This is a genomic window from Mycolicibacterium chlorophenolicum, from assembly GCF_001044235.1.
GTDB lineage: Bacteria > Actinomycetota > Actinomycetes > Mycobacteriales > Mycobacteriaceae > Mycobacterium > Mycobacterium chlorophenolicum.
In genome coordinates this window covers 421,048-438,634 of the sequence record NZ_JYNL01000023.1, presented here as the reverse complement: position 1 = coordinate 438,634, position 17,587 = coordinate 421,048, and the positions used below count along the sequence as shown (strand labels likewise).

The 17,587-nt window shown below is 69.6% G+C and carries 16 protein-coding genes; 12 read left to right on the top strand and 4 right to left on the bottom strand.

The window, feature by feature from the left end:
* Positions 1 to 93 precede the first annotated feature (93 nt).
* On the top strand, positions 94 to 1,290 hold the full coding sequence (locus MCHLDSM_RS14345; protein ID WP_048470655.1) for an IS30 family transposase: 1,197 nt from the start codon (positions 94 to 96) through the stop codon (positions 1,288 to 1,290).
* A gap of 227 nt (positions 1,291 to 1,517) precedes the next feature.
* Here the strand turns inward: MCHLDSM_RS14345 and MCHLDSM_RS14340 are convergent, their stop codons facing one another.
* Together MCHLDSM_RS14340 and MCHLDSM_RS14335 are read right to left on the bottom strand one after the other, a co-directional pair.
* On the bottom strand, positions 1,518 to 3,044 hold the full coding sequence (locus tag MCHLDSM_RS14340) for an alkaline phosphatase D family protein (RefSeq protein WP_048470654.1): 1,527 nt from the start codon (positions 3,042 to 3,044) through the stop codon (positions 1,518 to 1,520).
* A 131-nt stretch (positions 3,045 to 3,175) separates the two neighbouring features.
* Positions 3,176 to 4,123 (bottom strand): 2-hydroxyacid dehydrogenase, encoded by a 948-nt coding sequence (locus tag MCHLDSM_RS14335; protein WP_048470653.1) that lies wholly within the window; start codon positions 4,121 to 4,123, stop codon positions 3,176 to 3,178.
* 310 nt (positions 4,124 to 4,433) lie between these two features.
* Between MCHLDSM_RS14335 and MCHLDSM_RS14330 the strand changes: the two genes are divergently transcribed.
* Genes MCHLDSM_RS14330 through MCHLDSM_RS14290 form a run of 9 tightly spaced genes read left to right on the top strand, consistent with a single transcriptional unit; the run spans position 4,434 to position 13,819 of the window.
* The gene (locus MCHLDSM_RS14330) at positions 4,434 to 5,987 is read left to right on the top strand and encodes an ABC transporter substrate-binding protein (protein ID WP_048470652.1); all 1,554 of its coding nucleotides are present in this window, start codon (positions 4,434 to 4,436) and stop codon (positions 5,985 to 5,987) included.
* Between the two features lie 20 nt (positions 5,988 to 6,007).
* Positions 6,008 to 6,937, top strand: coding sequence for an ABC transporter permease (locus MCHLDSM_RS14325; RefSeq protein WP_048420621.1), 930 nt, complete (start codon positions 6,008 to 6,010; stop codon positions 6,935 to 6,937).
* 51 nt (positions 6,938 to 6,988) lie between these two features.
* On the top strand, positions 6,989 to 7,936 hold the full coding sequence (locus MCHLDSM_RS14320) for an ABC transporter permease (RefSeq protein ID WP_234713978.1): 948 nt from the start codon (positions 6,989 to 6,991) through the stop codon (positions 7,934 to 7,936).
* 11 nt (positions 7,937 to 7,947) lie between these two features.
* Positions 7,948 to 8,955 (top strand): ABC transporter ATP-binding protein, encoded by a 1,008-nt coding sequence (locus tag MCHLDSM_RS14315; RefSeq protein WP_048470650.1) that lies wholly within the window; start codon positions 7,948 to 7,950, stop codon positions 8,953 to 8,955.
* On the top strand, positions 8,948 to 9,970 hold the full coding sequence (locus MCHLDSM_RS14310) for an ABC transporter ATP-binding protein (RefSeq protein ID WP_048470649.1): 1,023 nt from the start codon (positions 8,948 to 8,950) through the stop codon (positions 9,968 to 9,970). Before MCHLDSM_RS14315 ends, MCHLDSM_RS14310 begins: the two co-directional genes overlap by 8 nt.
* Positions 9,967 to 10,689 (top strand): sulfite exporter TauE/SafE family protein, encoded by a 723-nt coding sequence (locus tag MCHLDSM_RS14305; protein WP_048470648.1) that lies wholly within the window; start codon positions 9,967 to 9,969, stop codon positions 10,687 to 10,689. The genes MCHLDSM_RS14310 and MCHLDSM_RS14305 overlap by 4 nt, the downstream gene beginning before the upstream one ends.
* A 10-nt stretch (positions 10,690 to 10,699) precedes the next feature.
* Entirely contained in the window at positions 10,700 to 11,497 is a 798-nt protein-coding gene (locus MCHLDSM_RS14300) for an IclR family transcriptional regulator (protein WP_048470647.1), read from the top strand.
* A 17-nt stretch (positions 11,498 to 11,514) separates the two neighbouring features.
* Complete coding sequence (gudD, locus tag MCHLDSM_RS14295) at positions 11,515 to 12,852, top strand: glucarate dehydratase (protein WP_109788819.1); 1,338 nt, start codon at positions 11,515 to 11,517, stop codon at positions 12,850 to 12,852.
* Between the two features lies 1 nt (position 12,853).
* Positions 12,854 to 13,819, top strand: a complete 966-nt coding sequence (locus MCHLDSM_RS14290) for a 2-hydroxyacid dehydrogenase (RefSeq protein ID WP_048470645.1) — start codon at positions 12,854 to 12,856, stop codon at positions 13,817 to 13,819.
* Between the two features lie 68 nt (positions 13,820 to 13,887).
* Here MCHLDSM_RS14290 and MCHLDSM_RS14285 read toward each other — a convergent pair whose 3' ends face one another.
* Positions 13,888 to 15,054: a DUF7159 family protein gene (locus MCHLDSM_RS14285; protein ID WP_048470644.1), complete on the bottom strand. Its 1,167-nt coding sequence runs from the start codon at positions 15,052 to 15,054 to the stop codon at positions 13,888 to 13,890.
* Positions 15,055 to 15,496: 442 nt separating this feature from the next.
* On the opposite strand from MCHLDSM_RS14285, the gene MCHLDSM_RS14280 reads away from it, so the two are divergent.
* Both MCHLDSM_RS14280 and MCHLDSM_RS14275 read left to right on the top strand, forming a co-directional pair.
* Positions 15,497 to 15,709 carry a hypothetical protein gene (locus MCHLDSM_RS14280; RefSeq protein WP_048470643.1) on the top strand — a complete coding sequence of 71 codons (213 nt, stop codon included), beginning with the start codon at positions 15,497 to 15,499 and terminating at the stop codon, positions 15,707 to 15,709.
* 45 nt (positions 15,710 to 15,754) lie between these two features.
* Positions 15,755 to 16,675, top strand: coding sequence for an SDR family oxidoreductase (locus MCHLDSM_RS14275; protein ID WP_048470723.1), 921 nt, complete (start codon positions 15,755 to 15,757; stop codon positions 16,673 to 16,675).
* Positions 16,676 to 16,692: 17 nt separating this feature from the next.
* On the opposite strand, the gene MCHLDSM_RS14270 is transcribed toward MCHLDSM_RS14275, so the two are convergent.
* Positions 16,693 to 17,583, bottom strand: coding sequence for an AraC family transcriptional regulator (locus tag MCHLDSM_RS14270; protein ID WP_048470722.1), 891 nt, complete (start codon positions 17,581 to 17,583; stop codon positions 16,693 to 16,695).
* Positions 17,584 to 17,587: the final 4 nt, after the last annotated feature.

The window sequence follows — 17,587 nt, the reverse complement described above, 5'->3', positions numbered from 1 at the left end:
TCTTCCTTTGTCGCGGAATAGCATTCCGGGTTGCTTCGAGCCCGGCGGATTCATACGGTCACTGCAACATCCGGTGGTGTGAGGGGTTGCTGAGTGACCAGTGGGCGGCGGTTCGGGTCTGAGGTTCGGCGCGAGTTCTATGACCGGGTGTGTGCGGGTGCGCCGGTCAAGCACGCGGCGGTGGGGTTGGGCGTGTCTTTTCAGGCCGGCTACCTGTGGTGGCGCAAAGCTGGCGCGATGCGACTGCTTAATGGCAACGGCGGATCCGGGCTGGCTGAACCGGGCGATCTCGCTCGGGCCGGTGGGCCGGGCCGGCGACTCAGTTTCACCGAACGTGTGGTGATCATGCGCGGCCTGGACGCCGGTTTGAGTTACGCCGCGATCGGCGCGCAGCTGGGTCGGGACCGCTCGGTGATCTGGCGGGAAGTGACCCGCAACCGCACCGCCGATGGGGACTATCACGCCCAGCTGGCCCATGCCCGCGCTGCTCGGGCGGCACGTCGGCCCAAGGCGTTCAAACTGTCCGACCCTGGCCTGTGTGCGGCGGTGGAGGCCTGGATGGACGACGGGTGGAGCCCTAAGCTCATCGCCGAGGTGTTGGCCCGCGATCACCCCGGTGACAAGCTGGCACGGGTGAGCCACGAGACCATCTACCGCAGCCTGTATGTGCAGACTCGTGGCCAGCTGCGCGCTGATCTGCACAAGTGCCTGTCGACGAAACGGGCGGCGCGTAAGCCGCGCGGACACACTGAACGACGCGGCCGCTTCGACGATGTGCTGCGCATCAGTCAACGGCCCGCCGAAGCCGCTGATCGCGCGGTGCCCGGGCATTGGGAAGGCGATCTGATCATCGGGGCCCGCGGCACCAGCGCGATCGGCACCCTGGTCGAACGCAGCACCCGGTTCACCGTCTTGTTGCACCTGCCCGTCGACCACAGCGCCGCAGCCGTCGCCGCGGCGATGCTCGCGGCGATGGCTGAGCTGCCCGATCACCTGCGCCGCTCGATCGCCTGGGACCGCGGCAGCGAAATGGCCCGCTGGCAAGACATCTCACTGCAGCTGCGAGCCCCGGTGTATTTCTGCGATCCCCACTCCCCGTGGCAGCGCGGCAGCAACGAGAACACCAACCGGCTGCTGCGCCACTGGTTCGAGAAGGGCACCGATCTGAGCGGCTACACCAAAGCCGACCTGCAAGCCGTGGCCGACAAACTCAACACCCGACCACGCCCCACCCTCGACCTCGACACCCCAGCCCAACGCATGGCTGCCCTCATTAACCAAGCGGCCTAACCGTTGTCATGACCACTTGACTTTGAGNTGATCTCGGCGTTGGTGGCGGTGTTGAGTTTGCCGACCTGCAAGCCGTGGCCGACAAACTCAACACCCGACCACGCCCCACCCTCGACCTCGACACCCCAGCCCAACGCATGGCTGCCCTCATTAACCAAGCGGCCTAACCGTTGTCATGACCACTTGACTTTGAGCGCCCGATCGCGACCAGGAATGCTATTCCGCGGCTAGAGGAGCTGGGGTATCCGGTCGGGGATGGTGAACGTCGCGCCGGTTCGCACCGGGGCGCCGGGCCGGGACACGTACGGCACGGTGCGGAAGTCGGCCCGCAATTCGTCGGGGGTGACGCGGGCGCGGACATAGCCGCGGCGGTTGCTGAAGTACCGGATGTGCGGGTTCTCGGGCAGGATGGCGTCGACGTCGGGGCGGGTGTCGGAGCCGTCGCCGCCCGACGTGATCGATGTCGTCACCAATTCCGTTGCGGCCCTGCGTGACGACGGATCACCCGCGCGCTCGCGCACCTCGGCGGCCCAGTGCGCGTGTACGTCGCCGGTGAGGACGACCGCGTTGCGCACCGGGGAGTTCAGCATGCCGGCGACGATGCGGTCGCGGTTGGCGACGTAGCCGTCCCACGCATCGGGATTGATACCACTGCCCGGGCCCGCCACCAGGTCGAGCTGCGAGAAGAACACCTGCTGCCCGAGGACGTCCCAGCGTGCCCGCGACTGCTGAAAACCGTTGAGCAGCCACCGTTCCTGCACCGGTCCGGTGAGCGAACGGAGGACGTCGAGCCGCTCCGGGCAGTCGCTGCGGTACACATCGCCGCAGGCCTGGTCGGTACGGTACTGGCGGGTGTCGAGCATGTGGAAGGTGGCCAGCGCACCCCAGTCGACGCGGCGGAAGAGCTGCATGTCGATGCCCCGCGGTCGCGCCGCCGACCGCAGCGGCATGTTCTCCCAGTACGCCTGCAGCGCCGCGGCCCGGCGCGCAGGGAAGTCGGATTGAGGCGCCTCGGGCGTGCGGTCGGCCCAGTTGTCGGACACCTCGTGGTCGTCGAAGACCACCAGCCACGGTGCGGCGGCGTGCGCGGCCTGCAGATCGGGATCGGTCTTGTACTGGGTGTAGCGCTGCCGGTAGTTCGCCAGCGTGACGGCCTCGGGGCCGACATGCCGGCGGACCGCACCGGGCCGGGTGGCGTACTCGTAGGAGTAATCCCCCAGGTGTACAACGAGATCCGGTGCCTCCTCGGCCAGTCGCCGGTACGCCGTGAACCAGCCGTGCTCGTAGTTCGAGCAGGACGCGACGCACATCGTCAGCGCGGCCATCGACTCCGGCGCGGGCGCGGTGCGGGTGCGTCCGGGCGGCGACAGGAAACCCGCGGCGCGGAAGCGGTAGAAGTACTCGGCGCCGGGCCGCAGGCCCGTCAGCTCGACGTGCACGCTGTGCGCGGACTCCGGGACCGCGTCGACGACGCCGCGCTGCTCGACGCGGGCGAAGCGTTCGTCGGTCGCGACCTCCCACTCGACTTCCACGGGGCGCGACGGCATGCCGCCGAGCCCGTCGTCGGCCAGGGGGTCGGGCGCGAGTCGCGTCCACAACACCACGCCGTCGGGAGCCGGCTCACCCGAAGCCACCCCGAGGGTGAACGGATCCACCCGGACCGGACCGCGGCGCAGGTCGGTGGTGAAGCCCACCAGGGGAAGGACGGAGACCCCGAGGGCGCCCTTGAGAACCGCACGGCGCGATACCGACACGGCGCAGTGTCAGATGGCGACCTTGCCTGCCGGTGACGCGGAAGCGTCCGGCGTCCCTCCGCCCGCCGAACTTGCATTCCGGCAGGGCCTCACTCGAACTCTCGCTGCCGGAATGCAACTTCGGCGGAAAGTCAGACGGGGGTGACCAGCGCGCCGGTGGTGAGGAAGCTGTCCAGGTTGCGCAACGTCAGCGCCTCCATGGCCGCCCGCGTCTGCACCGTCGCGCTGCCGACGTGCGGCAGCAGCACCACGGTGGGCAACGCGAACAACTCCTCGGGCACCTTGGGCTCGTCGGCGAACACGTCCAGGCCCGCCCCGGCGAGCCGGCCGTTCAGCAGCACCGACACCAGCGCGTCCTGATCGACCACGCTGCCGCGGGCGATGTTGACCAGGTACCCATGCGGGCCCAGCGCGTCGAGCACCTCGGCGCTCACCAGTCCGCGGGTACCGTCGCCGCCGGCCGCGGCGATCACCAGCACGTCGACCCCGGCGGCCAGCTCGACGGGCGACGCGGCATAGGAGTACGGCGAATCGGGCACCTGGCGGCGGTTGTGATAGCTGATCGTGCAGCCGAACGCGATGAGCCGGTGCGCGATCGCCTGACCGATGCGGCCCAAGCCGATGATGCCGACGCGGGTGTTGCTGACCTGACGGGTCAGCGGGTAATTGCCGTCGACGGGCCAGCGGCCAGCGCGGACATACCGGTCGGACGCCGAGAACTGCCGCAGGGTGTCGATCATCAGACCCACCGCGGTGTCGGCGACGCAGTCGGTGAGGACATCCGGGGTGTTGCTGACGCCGATGCCCCGGGCCGCGGCGGCGTCGACGTCAGTCGTGTCGTAGCCGACGCCGAAGTTGACGATGGCGCCGAGGTTCGGCAGCGCCGCCATCAGCGCGGCATCCACGCCGGTACGGCCCGACGTGACGGCCGCGGTGACCTCGGCGCCGTGCTCGGCCAGGAACGTCGCGCGCTCGGACGGGGACTCCGGCAGCGTCCTGGCTGCGTAGTCCTCGGCCAGCGTCTTGGCCAGCGAGGGCTTGAGGGGACCGACCTGCAGGACCGAACCGGGAGTGCTCATAGTGCTCCCCACGCTACGGCGACCTGGGAATACCCGTCCACGTCCGAATTGGCATGGACTTATAGCGAAACGGCATGGGCGGGTGATTGCGGCGCGCGTTCCGGTATCGACAGTCCCCGCCTGCGTACAAAAGTGCAGTTCACCCGGTATTTCGGGGCACCGCCGACGCCCCGCGACCACCGCAGATTCAGCCGGAAACGGCCGTTTCACCGGGGTTGACGCTCTCCAAAACGCGCTCTTACGGTGTGGTTGCCATCACAGATTTCATCTACATACGTGGACGTCACAAGCCCCCAGCCCGGGAGGATTCATGAAACCCGCAGCCCTCGTCGCGCTCGCCCTGACGGCAGTCACCGTCACGGCCACCGGCTGCTCGGTCGCCAACACCGGCGGGGGCCGGTACGACCCGAACACACTGCGCATCGTGCTCCAGCAGGAGCCGCCGACGCTCGAACCGTGCGAGAGCTCGCTGACGTCGACCGGCATCGTGGTCCGCTCCAACATCACCGAACCGCTGCTCGAGCGCGACGCCACGACGGGCGACCTCACCCCTCTGCTGGCCACGAAGTGGTCGCAGACGAGCCCCACGCAGTGGACGTTCCAACTGCGCGACGGCGTGACCTTCTCCGACGGAGCGCCCTTCACCGCCGAGGACGCCGCCTTCTCGATCGACCGCGCGGTGAACTCCGACCTGCAGTGCAACGTCGACGGCTACGTCTTCGGCGACGAGAAGCTCAGCCTGCAGACCCCCGACCCGACCACCGTGGTGATCGGCACGACGGAGCCCGATCCCATTCTTCCGCTGCGCATCTCGTTCGTCGAGATGGTCCCGCGCACCACCAGCACGACCGAGAAGGTGCGCGAGCCGATCGGCACCGGCCCCTACGCGATCGCCAAGTGGGACTACGGCCAGAAGCTGACGCTGCGGCGCAACCCGACCTACTGGGGCGCCCCGCCGGCGTTCGCCACAGCCGAATACCGCTGGCGCAGCGAGGGAAGTGTGCGCGCCGCGATGATCATCAACGACGAGGCCGACATCGCCACCGGCCTCGGCCCCGAGGACGGTGCCGGCGATCTGGGTGTGCCGTTCCAGAACAACGAGACCACGGCCCTGCGCATGCAGGCCACCCAACCGCCGCTCAACGACATGCGGGTACGCCAGGCCATCAACTACGCCGTCAACCGCACCGGCATCGTCAAGGCGCTCTTCCGCGGTCTCGGTCAGCCCGCCGCACAGTTGATCCCGTCCGGCGTGGTCGGCTACAACGATCAGCTGCAGCTGTGGCCCCACGACACCGACAAGGCCAAGCAACTGATCGCCGAGGCGAAGGCCGACGGCGTACCCGTGGACACCCAGATCCGGCTGATCGGCCGCACCGCGCAGTTCCCGAACATCAGCGAGACCATCGAGGTGCTGCAGGCCGAGTTCACCGAGATCGGGCTGAACGTCAAGATCGAGATGATGGACACCGCCAACCAGCTGGAATATCAGCTGCGGCCGTTCCCGCCCGACACCGGCCCCTATCTGCTGATGATCATGCACGGCAACCAGGCCGGTGACGCCGCGTTCACGATGGACCAGTACATGCTCTCCGACGGACCCCAAGCCGCCTACGGGACACCGGAATTCGACAAGAAGATCCGGGCGGCGGAAGCACTGACCGGGCAGGCCCGCCAGGACGCGTTCGCCAAGCTGTTCGCCGAGGAACCGCAGGACATCATGCAGATGGCCTACATCGCCCACATGAAAGGCATCCTCGGCAAGTCGGCGCGCGTCGACTACACCCCCGACCCGGCCACCGGCGACGAGATGCGGCTCGCCGCGATGACTCCCGCCGGCGCCGACCGCACCGACCAGTCCTGAGAAGCAGGAAGGCCCAGCCCATGTTCTCCTTCGTCCGGCGCCGGATGTACTCCAGCGCACTGCCGTTGATCATCGTGCTGCTCGGGGTGTTCCTGCTCGCCCGGCTCACCGGTGACCCCACGAACCTGTATCTGCCCGAGTCGGCCACCGCCGATCAGCGCGCCGAGTTCGCCGCGGCCAACGGCTTCAACGATCCGCTCATCACGCAGTTGATCGATTACTTCAAGGGTGTCGTCCACCTGGACTTCGGCACCTCGCTGCGCACCGGCGAGTCCGCGGCCGACATGGCGCTGCGGGCCTTCCCCGCCACCCTGCAACTCGCGATCACCACGATGCTGCTGGCGATCGTGGGCGCCGTGGTCATCGGCTGCTGGGCCGCCTACCGCCCCAACTCGCTGGCCGACCGGTTCTCCAGCCTGTTGTCGATGACCGCCGCATCGATCCCCGACTTCTGGTTCGCCATCACCGGTGTCTGGCTGTTCGCGGTGCTGCTCGGCTGGCTGCCCACCTCCGGCGTCGACGACGGGATGCTGAGCTGGATCCTGCCGATCGCGACGTTGATGATCCGCCCGCTCGGTGTGCTGACCCAGGTGGTGCGCGGCGCGATGGTCTCCGCACTGTCGGCGCCCTACGTGCGGCTGGCACGCAGCAAGGGCGCCAGCGACTTTCGCGTCGTCAGCCACCACGCCCTGCGCAACGCCGCCGCACCCGCGCTCACCGTCGCCGGCGACCTCGCGGTCGGCCTGATCAACGGCGCGGTGGTGGTCGAGGCGATCTTCGGCTGGCCGGGCATCGGCAAGCTGATGATCGACGCGATCCTGCAACGCGATTTCGCGGTCCTGCAGGCCGCGGTCCTGCTCACCGCGGTGAGCATCTTCCTGCTCAACATCTTCATCGACGCCTGCTACGCGTTGCTCGACGCGCGGGTGCGGGAACCGGCAAAGGTATAAGGGGACAACGTGACTCAGATCGATCTGATCCCGGTCAAGCCCACGACGGCGATCGTCGGCGAGGACGACACCGAGGCCTCCCGCCGGCGGGGCGGTGCCCTGTGGTTCCGGCTGCTGATCAACGACCGGGTGGCCTTCGCCGCGGCCTGCGTGCTCGGCCTGGTGTTCCTCACCGCGCTGCTCGGTCCGGTCCTGGTGGGCGACCTCGCCACCCGCATCGACCTGGACAACTCCAACCAGGCCCCGTTCACGCTCAGCCACGGCTGGGCCAACGTGCTGGGCACCGACCCGCTGGGCCGCAGCATGCTCGCCCGGCTGATCGTCGCCTGCCGCACCACGCTGTCGGTCGCAGTGCCCGCGGTGGTGATCTCCGCGATCGTCGGCTCGGCGGTCGGCATGTGGGCCGGCTACTACCGGGGCTGGCGCGAGACCCTCGCGATGCGCGTCGCCGACGTGATCATGAGCTTCCCGTCGCTGTTGCTCGCCGTCGTCGTGCTGTACGTGTTCTCCCCCAGCGCCGCCAACATCGTTGCGGTGCTGGCCATCACCCGCATCCCGGTATACCTGCGCACCGCCCGCGCGGAATCCGCCGAACTGCAGAGCCGGGTGTTCGTCGACGCCGCCCGCACCTTCGGCGCCGGCGCCGGCTCGATCATCGGCCGGCACGTGCTGCCGATCGTGTTGCCCACCCTGCTGACCGTCGCGACGCTGGACTTCTGCTACGTCATGCTCGCCGAGAGCTCCCTGAGCTTCCTCGGCATCGGTATCCAGCCGCCGGACGTCAGCTGGGGCCTGATGGTCTCCCAGGGCCGCACCTACCTGCACAGTGCCTGGTGGCTGTCGTTCTTCCCCGGCCTGGCGATCGTCATCACGACCGTCTCGGCGACGATCCTGGCGGCCTGGGCGCGCATCGCCACCGACCCGGGTCAGCGGTGGCGCCTCACCGTCCCGCAGAAGCGGCTCGCCGCATTCACCAAGACCGGAAAGCGCCTCTCATGAAAGGCCGAAGCATGACCGCACTCGCCGATCACGACCTTAATGTCGACGCCGCGCCCGTCCTCGAGGTCGACGGGCTGTCCGTCGAGGTGCGCACCATCTCGGGAACGCTGCGCGCGGTCAACGAGGTGTCCTTCGGCGCCCGGCGCGGCGAAACCCTCGCGCTGCTCGGCGAATCCGGCTGCGGTAAGTCGATGACCGCGACGGCCCTGGTGGGCCTTCTCGAGCCGGTCGCCGACATCGTCGGCGGCAGCGCACGACTCGGCAACGTCGATCTGCTCCGCGCCGACCGCAAGAAGCGGCGGGAGATGGCGGGCACCGAACTGGCGATCGTCTTCCAGGACGCGCTGACCGCGTTGAATCCGCTCTACACCGTGGGAACCCAACTGGCCGAGCCGTTCCGGATCCACCAGCGGCTCTCCGCGAAGGAAGCCAAGCGCAAAGCCGTGGACCTGATGGCCCGCGTCGGCATCCCGCAACCCGAGACGCGGCTGAACTCCTATCCCCACCAGTTCTCCGGCGGCATGCGCCAACGTCTGCTGATCGCGATGGCCGTCGCGCTCAACCCGAGCGTGCTGATCGCCGACGAGCCCACCACCGCTCTCGACGTCACCGTGCAGGCGCAGATCATGGCGCTGCTGCGGGATCTGCGCACCGAATACGACATGGCCGTCGTGCTGATCACCCACGACCTGGCGCTGGTCGCCGAGGAAGCCGACCGGGTCGCGGTGATGTACGCCGGCAACATCGTCGAAACAGGAACCGTCGCCGAGGTTTTCGCGAACCCGCGACATCCCTACACGAAGGGCCTGTTGAACTCGGTGCCGGTCAACGCGCGGCGCGGGGACACCCTGAAGTCGATCGGCGGCACCCCGCCCGACCTGCACGCGATTCCCGAAGGCTGCGTCTACCAGGCCCGCTGCCCGCTGGCGCAGGAGATCTGTACGACGACGCGGCCCGCCCTGACCGGCACCAGCCGCAAGGCAGCCTGCCACTTCCAGGAAGAGGTCACTGATGTCTGATCGCATGATGACGGATGACACGTTGCTCGAGGTCCGCGACGTCCGGAAGTCGTTCCGTGTGCCGCACGCGGGCAAGAACCTCCTGTGCGCGCTCGACGGCATCACCCTTGATCTGAAGCGCGGCGAAACCCTCGGCCTGGTCGGTGAATCCGGCTGCGGGAAGTCCACCCTCGCACGCACCCTGATGATGCTCGAACGCCCCGACGAGGGCACCGTGCGATTCGACGGCGTCGACCCGTTCAGCCTCAAGGGCGCCGAACTGCTCAAGTTCCGCCGCCGCGTGCAGATGGTGTTCCAGGACCCCTACGCGTCGCTGAACTCCCGCATGTCGGCGGCCGAGATCATCGCCGAGCCGTGGCGCAGCCACAAGGGTGTGGTGAAGAACCGCCAGGACCGCGACATGCGGGTGCGCGGCCTGCTCGATCTGGTCGGCCTCGGCGCCAAGGCCGCCGGCAAGTACCCACAGGAGTTCTCCGGCGGCCAGCGTCAACGCATCGGCATCGCCCGCGCGCTGGCGCTCAACCCCGACGTGATCATCTGCGATGAACCGGTTTCCGCGCTCGACCTGTCGGTCCAGGCGCAAGTGCTCAACCTGCTCAACGACCTGCAGGACCAACTCGGCATCAGCTACATCTTCATCTCCCACGACCTGTCGGTGGTGCGTCACGTCGCCGACCGCGTCGCGGTGATGTACCTGGGCCGCATCATCGAGAACGGCCCCACCGAAGCGGTGTACGAGCGGTCGAACCATCCCTACACGGCCGCGCTGATGTCGGCGGCCCCCACGCTCGACGGCGAGCAGCGCGGCAACCGGATCCTGCTCAAGGGGGAAGTGCCGTCACCGATCAATCCGCCGTCGGGGTGCCGGTTCCGTACCCGGTGCTGGAAGGCGACCGAGGTGTGTGCGACGACGGCGCCGCCCGTCGCCGCGGATCCCGAGACGCCCGGTCACGCCGCCGAATGCCACCATCCCCTGCTGCTCGAAGGGAGTGGGCGTGAGACCGTGCCGGCATGAGCCTCGCGGGATATTGCGTTCTGGCCGTGGCGGTTCTGCTGGCATCGGCGCTGCAGGCCTCGATCGGGTTCGGTATGGGAATGTTCGCCGCACCGATCGTCGCGCTGGTCGAGCCGTCGCTGATCCCCGGCACGCTGATCATGGTCGCGACGCTGGTGACGCTCATCGTGGTGATCCGGGAACGCGAGGCGATCGACCTTTCGGGCACCGGGTGGGCGCTCGTCGGGCGGGTGCCGGGCACGATCGCGGGCGCGCTGCTGCTGGCCGCGCTACCGCACCGCGCGCTGTCGCTGCTGCTGGCCGCGGTGGTGCTGTGCGGGGTGGTGCTGACCAGCAGTGGCTGGATCCCTGCTCCGCGGCGCCGCAACGTGGTGCTGGCCGGTGCGACGTCCGGACTGCTCGGGACGGCCACCTCGATCGGCGGTCCGCCGATGGCGCTGGTGTGGCAACGCAACTCGGGATCCCGGCTGCGCGGCACGATGAGCGGGTTCTTCCTCGTCGGGTCGGTGCTGTCGCTGATCGTGCTGTCGGTGACGGGCGCCGTCGACCATCAGACCTGGTGGGGTTTCGCCGTCCTGATTCCGGCGGCGCTGGCCGGTTACCTGCTCTCCACGGTGCTGAACCGGCACCTCAATCCGACCCGCCTGCGCTGGCTGGCGATCGGCGTCTCGGCCGCGGGCGCGGTGCTGCTCATCGGCCGCGAACTGCTGGCATTGTGAGGGAGCTGTTGTGACAGAGGACATTCCGGTCCGCAAGGTCAAGTCGGCGGTGCGCACCGTCGAACTGCTCGAGTACCTCGCCGCCCGGCACGACGATCCGGCCCGGTTGCGGGAGATCAGCGATGCGCTCGAGATGCCGCGCAGCAGTGCCCATGCGCTGCTGCGGACCCTCGTCAGCCAGGGGTGGGTGCGCTCGGACCCGAGCGGCACGCTGTACGGGATCGGTATCCGGGCCCTGCTGGTCGGGACCAGCTACCTCGACAGCGACCCGTACCTGCCGCTGATCGTCCCGTTCCTGGAAGACTTGCGCGCCGCCCTCGACGAGACGTTCCACCTCGGCCGGCTCGACGGCACCGACATCGTCTACCTGGCCACCCGGGAGTCGAAGCAGTACACCCGCACCGCGAGCCGGGTGGGCAGACGGCTGCCCGCCTACGCGACGTCCCTCGGAAAGTCGCTGCTGGCCGAGCGGTTCGGCGTCGACCGGGACCGGCACGTCCCGTCCGCGCTGACCCCGCTGACCGCCACCACGATCACCGACCGCGGCGCGCTCGACCGCGAGCTCGACGAGGTCCGGCTACGCGGGTACGCCTGCGACGACGAGGAGAACACCGTCGGATTGCGGTGCTTCGCGGTGCCGCTGCGCTACTGCCGGCCCGCGCAGGACGCGATCAGTGCGTCGGTGCCCGTCGACCGGCTCGATCCGCAGCGTGAACGCGAGATCGTCGACGCCCTGCGGGCCATGGGGGACAAGGTGTCCCGGGTGGTCCGTCCGCTCGCCAACGGCGACAAGTGGTTCGCGTCATGACGCCTGAGAGGAACACCATGAGAACGCCCGTCGTCACCGACGTCACCGTCATCCCGATCGCCGGCCACGACAGCATGCTGCTGAACCTGTCCGGAGCGCACGGGCCCTTCTTCACCCGCAACCTGCTCGTCGTGTCCGACTCCGCGGGCAACACCGGCGTCGGCGAAGTGCCCGGCGGCGAACCGATCCGGCGCACCCTCGAGGACGCCCGCGCGCTCGTCGTCGGCCGCAGCATCGGCGACTACCACGCCGTCCTCAACGACGTCCGCCGCACCTTCGCCGATCGCGACGCCGGCGGCCGCGGCGCGCAGACCTTCGATCTGCGCGTCACCGTCCACGCGGTCACCGCGATCGAGTCCGCCCTGCTGGACCTGCTCGGCCGGCATCTGGAGGTGCCGGTCGCGGCGCTGCTCGGCGACGGTCAGCAGCGCAGTCGGGTGCAGGCTCTGGGCTACCTGTTCTTCATCGGTGACCGCACCAAGACCGATCTCGCCTACCGCTCGGCGGCCGACGAAGCCGACGAGGCCGACGACTGGTTCACTGTCCGCCACGAGGAGGCCCTGACCCCCGACGCCATCGTCCGGCTGGCCGAGGCGGCGCGGGAGCGCTACGGGTTCACCGACTTCAAACTCAAGGGTGGGGTGCTGCCCGCGGCCGACGAGGCCAAGGCCGTCATCGCGCTGGCCGACCGCTTTCCCGACGCCCGAATCACGTTGGACCCCAATGGCGGATGGCTGCTCGACGACGCGGTCCGGATCTGCCGCGAGCTCACCGGCGTCCTGGCCTACGCCGAAGACCCCGTCGGTCCGGAGGGCGGGTTCTCGGGTCGCGAGGTGATGGCGGAGTTCAAACGCGCCACGGGGCTGCCGACGGCGACCAACATGATCGCCACCGACTGGCGCGAGATGGGCCACGCGATCCGGTCTGGGGCCGTCGACATCCCGCTGGCCGATCCGCATTTCTGGACGATGGCCGGCTCGGTGCGCGTCGCGCAGCTCTGCGAAGCGTGGGGTCTGACGTGGGGATCGCACTCCAACAACCACTTCGACGTCTCGCTGGCGATGTTCACCCATGTGGCCGCTGCCGCGCCCGGCGACATCACGGCCATCGACACGCACTGGATCTGGCAGGACGGCCAGGCCATCACCACCGACCCGTACCAGATCGTCGACGGCCATCTGACGGTGCCCGACGCACCGGGGCTGGGCGTGACGCTCGACGAGTCCGCCGTCGCCGCGGCGCACGCGCTGTACACCCGCGAAGGACTGGGCGGCCGTGACGACGCCGTCGCGATGCAGTACCTGATCCCCGGCTGGACGTTTGACAGCAAACGCCCGGCGCTGCAGAGGGATTGACGTGAAGATCATCGTCGCCGACCCCAACCTCCTCCCCCATCGCGACCGGTTCGAGGCGATGGCGCCGCCGGGATCGGACATCCGCTGGCTGATCACCGGCGTGCCCGAGGCCGAGCTGCGCGACGCCGAGGTGTACGTCGGCAGCCGGTTCACCGCCGACATGGCCCGCACCGCCGAGAAGCTGCGGCTGATCCACGTCGCGGGTGCGGGTACCGACAAGGTCGACTTCGCGGCACTACCGCCGGACATGTTGGTCGCCAACACGTTCCACCACGAGCGCTCGATCGCGGAGTACGTGGCGGGCGCTGCGGTGATGCTGCGCCGCGGCTTCCTCACCCAGGACCGCGCGCTGCGCGACGGGGTGTGGGCGACCGCGGTCTACGACCGGTCCCTCGCGCAGCCGCCGACGCTGGGGGACGCGCACATCGGGTTCGTCGGGTTCGGCCACATCGGGATGCGCAGCTGGAATCTGTTGCGGGCGTTCGGGTGTACTGCCGCCGCGGTCACCGGATCAGGCGCCGTGGCGCCCAATGCCGGGTTGACGTGGGCAGGGGACACCGGTCAGCTGGACCGCCTGATGCGCGAGAGCGACGTCGTCGTGGTGTCGGCGCCGCTGAACGCGCACACCGAGGGCATGATCGGCGCGGCCCAGCTCGACGCGCTGGGCTCCGACGGGGTGTTGATCAACGTCGGCCGCGGCCCCCTGGTGCAGGAGCGAGCGCTCTACGAGGCGCTGGCGGAAGGGGTGATCGCCGGCGCAGCCATCGACGTCTGGTATCGCTACCCGAACAGCGAAAACGGTTGCGCACCGAGCGAATTCCCTTTCGGTGAGCTGCCCAACGTCCTGATGACCCCGCACTCGTCGGGCATCACCGCTGACACCTTCGCCGGCCGCGTCGGTGACGTCACCGCGAACATCACCCGGCTGCAGCGCGGAGAGCCACTGCGCAACCTCGTCTTCCCCTGACGCGCCGAACGTGCATTCCGGCAGACATCTACTCGCACTTCCTCAGCCGGAATGCAATTTCGGCGGGATCAGGGGTTGTACTGCGGTTCGTGGAACCGGTTGATGATCGGGATGCGCTCGATGATGCGATCGCGGAGCCGCGGCTGCTGGGCGTCCACGGTGACCGGGGGCGGCACCGCCGCGGGCAGCGGCCCGCCCGGCTGAACCAGGACCGGCGCACCGGGTGCGGGCGGCAAGTAGTTCGGCGGCGCCGGCGGCGGCACGTAGTCAGGTGCCGGCGGCGGGACGTACTCGGGCGCGGGAGCGATCGGCTCGTCGTACACCGGCGGCGGCGCCTCGGGGGCGGGCATCTCCACGGCCTCGGGTGCGGGCACCTCGTTGACGACGGGTGCGGCCGGCGCCGGCGGCGGGGCGGCCGGAGAGGGCGGCAGGACCTGCGCGGGCGGCGGGGCGGCCTCGCGGACCGGCTCCTGCACCGAGCGGACCATCTGCGGCGACGGGGTGTCGGGCGTCAGGCTCAAGCCCACCGCCGCCGACGCCGACACCACGAGCGTCACGACGGCTGCCGCGAGCACCGAGGCCAGCACGGCCGTCGGGGAGAGCCGCGCGGCCCGGCCGGCCGGCTGGGCATCGAGCATGGCCACCGCGGACGCCGACGCCAGCGCCGCGCCCCGGGCCAGCGCCAGGTCGGCCTGCTCGGCGGAGATGACGGGCACCGCGGTGCGCTGTTGCAGCGTGGCCACCACGCCCGCGACGTCGCCGGAACCCAGCACGAACACCGCTTCGGGCGCGACAGCCTCGATGTCGCCGAACTCGCCGGCGTCGACGCGGTCGGCGGTCACGCCGTCGGGCGTGACCGTGGCCAGCACCGACGGTCCCGGCTCCGCGACACACACGGCCACCCGCTCGCAGCCGGCCATCTCGGCGATGCCCAGCGCCAGGGCCTCGGCGGCCTCGATGTCGGACACCGCGATGACGTTCTCGACGCCGCGGTCGGTCAGCGCCTGCCAGACGTCGCTGGCGGCGCTCTCAGCGTTTGCGGCCCAGGTCAGACCCACCGCGTGCACCCGGCGGGGCGCGGCTTGGGCCGTGAGGGAGTCGATCAGGGCGCCCGCATCGAGGTCGTGCAGGGCCCGCGAACCGCGGTCCAGAGTGGCGCCGTCACCGCTGGTTCCCTCGACGAGCACCCAGCGCGCCGATGACGACGTCATCGACAAGCCGAGTACAAGGTCCATGACGTAACGATCCGATCTCTTCGCGACTAACGGTCGACCCTACCGCGCCCTGTCGCACCCGCAAATCCCGATCAGGACGTCCCGTCGAGCAGCCGGCGCCGCCACGCCATCGCCGCGTGCGCGGTCATCTCGTGGAAGGCCAGCCAGGACAGATTCGCATCACCCATGCAGCGGTGCGGCTCCCCCAGCCACGACGGCCGCTCGGCCCCGCACCGCGGGCATTGCGCGCAGGTCATTATTCGAACATCCCATGCCGACCGGGGCGTCGCACAGCCGAGTAGTCGACGCCACACCGGCGTCCCCCGATCGGAGGACGTCACATTCCTCCCCGCCCTCCACCAGCCGACGGACAGACGGACGCCGCCCGCCCCGGCATTCTTGGTACATCGCCGGAACACACCGGCGGACAAGTCAAAGATCCACTCACACAGGAGAATTCATCATGAACGCACGCACCCGCTTCCTCGCCCTGCCCCTGCTGGCAGCCGGCATCCTCGGCGGCGCCCTCGGGGTGGCCGGCACGGCCGCCGCTCAGACCACCACCACCGGGAGCCACAGCGGGCACGTCGCGACCACGCCGCGCGACACCCGCTCGCACATGCCCACCCACTTCCGGGTCTTCGGCGAGCGGCACGCCACGCGCCTCGACCGCTGACAGAACCGTCTTGGCGTCGAGGTCGTGGAGGCCGAGACTGAAATCATGGTGTGGGAGCCCGACAGGAACGCCCTGCGAGGCCGGGTCGCGCTGGTCGCCGGCGCCACCCGCGGAGCGGGCCGCGGCATCGCCGCCGCACTCGGTGAGACGGGCGCGACGGTGGTCTGCACCGGTCGCAGCAGCCGCACCGGCGGCATGCAGTCCGACTATGACCGACCGGAGACAATCGAGGAGACCGCCGAACTGGTCGACGCCCTCGGCGGCGTAGGTATCGCCCTCTGCGTCGACCACCTCGACCCCGCACAGGTCGGCGCCTTGGCAGACCGCCTCCGCGCCGACCACGGGCACCTCGACATCCTGGTCAATGACATCTGGGGCGCCGAGATCCTCAAGGGAACTCCTGCACAGTGGAATACGCCGATCTGGGAGCACGACCTCGACGACGGACTGCGCATTCTGCGGCTCGGTGTCGAGACTCACCTGATCACATCGCATTCCCTGCTGCCGGTGGTGATCGACCGGCCCGGAGGCCTGGTCGTCGAGGTGACCGACGGGACGGCCGCGTACAACGCGGCGCACTACCGGATTTCGGCGTTCTATGGTCTGGCCAAGGTCGCGGTCAACCGGCTGGCGTTCGACCTGGGTCACGAGCTGGCGCCCTACGGCGGCACCGCCGTCTCCCTCACGCCAGGATGGCTGCGCTCGGAGATGATGCTGGACAACTGGGGCGTCACCGAGGACACGTGGCGCGACGCGCTGCAGCCCGGCCGGGCCGACGGACGCCCCACCGCACCCGAAGGCTTCGCCGAGTCGGAGTCGCCGCGCTATGTCGGCCGCGCCGTGGCCGCGCTGGCGGCGGACCCGGGCCGGACGCGGTGGAATCAGCGTTCGGTGACCTCCGGCCAACTCGCCCGCGAATACGGCTTCACCGACCTCGACGGCCGCCGCCCCGACTCTTGGGGATAGGTCTGGTCGCGCGGGCGTTACGTGACAGCATGCCCTCGGGCGAACTCGGTGGGTGAGCAGCCCACTGAACGGACGAAGGCGGTGGTGAAGGCCGGTGCCGAGCGGTAGCCGACGCGCTGCGCGACCTGAGCCGTCGACAGCGTTCCGGACCGCAGAAGGTCTTTGGCCAGGGTCAGGCGCCACTCGAGGAGGTAGTGCATCGGCGGAATGCCGACCGTTTCGGTGAAGCGCCGCGCGAACACGGCACGCGAGACCGACGCGGCGCGGGCCAGACTCTCGACGGTCCAGCCGTGCGGGAGGTCGGCGTGCAGTGCGTGCAGCGCGGGAGCCAGCACCGGGTCTGTCAGACCGGCGAGCAGTCCGCGCTGCCCGCCGCTCAGCGCCGGTGTCTGCGCCCGTAGGGCCTCGATCAGCAGCACCTCGACCAGACGCTGAACGACCGCCGCGCCGGCCGCAGTGTCACTGTGCGTCTCCTCCTCGGCGATCAGCGCCACGATGCGGCCGAGGCGCTCCGATCCGGGTTCGCCGTGACGCACCAGCACCACAGGCGGCAACAGCGAGACGAGCAGCGCCGCGTGGGCGGGGTCGAACCGGAAATAGCCGCCGAGCATGCGCATCGTGGGCGGCTCGGTGTCATTGCCGTGCCGGGTGAGGCGGGCGTAGTCCAGCGGGACGTCGGTCGGTTCGATACCGCGTGCGGCGCTCAGGACGAAGGCGGGCATCCGCGGCACCAGGAGGAAGTCGCCGGGGTGCAGGTCGGCCGAGTCGAGTCCCTCGGGGTCGAGCACACAGCTGCCCTCGAGCATCAAGCAGAACGCCGGATCGCCGTACTGCGGTTTACGCACGCTCCAGCGTCCGCCGCCGGCGATCGTCTTGGACAGCACGGTTTGTGGACGCAGCAACGGCATCAGC

What these genes read in the sequence shown, in the direction of transcription:
- gudD (WP_109788819.1), top strand. Translation starts at nt 11,515, where the DNA reads ATGAGAACGCCCGTCGTCACCGACGTCACCGTCATCCCGATCGCCGGC.
- MCHLDSM_RS14270 (WP_048470722.1), bottom strand. Translation starts at nt 17,583, where the DNA reads ATGCCGTTGCTGCGTCCACAAACCGTGCTGTCCAAGACGATCGCCGGC.
- MCHLDSM_RS14285 (WP_048470644.1), bottom strand. Translation starts at nt 15,054, where the DNA reads ATGGACCTTGTACTCGGCTTGTCGATGACGTCGTCATCGGCGCGCTGG.
- MCHLDSM_RS14325 (WP_048420621.1), top strand. Translation starts at nt 6,008, where the DNA reads ATGTTCTCCTTCGTCCGGCGCCGGATGTACTCCAGCGCACTGCCGTTG.
- MCHLDSM_RS14330 (WP_048470652.1), top strand. Translation starts at nt 4,434, where the DNA reads ATGAAACCCGCAGCCCTCGTCGCGCTCGCCCTGACGGCAGTCACCGTC.
- MCHLDSM_RS14315 (WP_048470650.1), top strand. Translation starts at nt 7,948, where the DNA reads ATGACCGCACTCGCCGATCACGACCTTAATGTCGACGCCGCGCCCGTC.
- MCHLDSM_RS14275 (WP_048470723.1), top strand. Translation starts at nt 15,755, where the DNA reads ATGGTGTGGGAGCCCGACAGGAACGCCCTGCGAGGCCGGGTCGCGCTG.
- MCHLDSM_RS14305 (WP_048470648.1), top strand. Translation starts at nt 9,967, where the DNA reads ATGAGCCTCGCGGGATATTGCGTTCTGGCCGTGGCGGTTCTGCTGGCA.
- MCHLDSM_RS14335 (WP_048470653.1), bottom strand. Translation starts at nt 4,123, where the DNA reads ATGAGCACTCCCGGTTCGGTCCTGCAGGTCGGTCCCCTCAAGCCCTCG.
- MCHLDSM_RS14280 (WP_048470643.1), top strand. Translation starts at nt 15,497, where the DNA reads ATGAACGCACGCACCCGCTTCCTCGCCCTGCCCCTGCTGGCAGCCGGC.
- MCHLDSM_RS14310 (WP_048470649.1), top strand. Translation starts at nt 8,948, where the DNA reads ATGTCTGATCGCATGATGACGGATGACACGTTGCTCGAGGTCCGCGAC.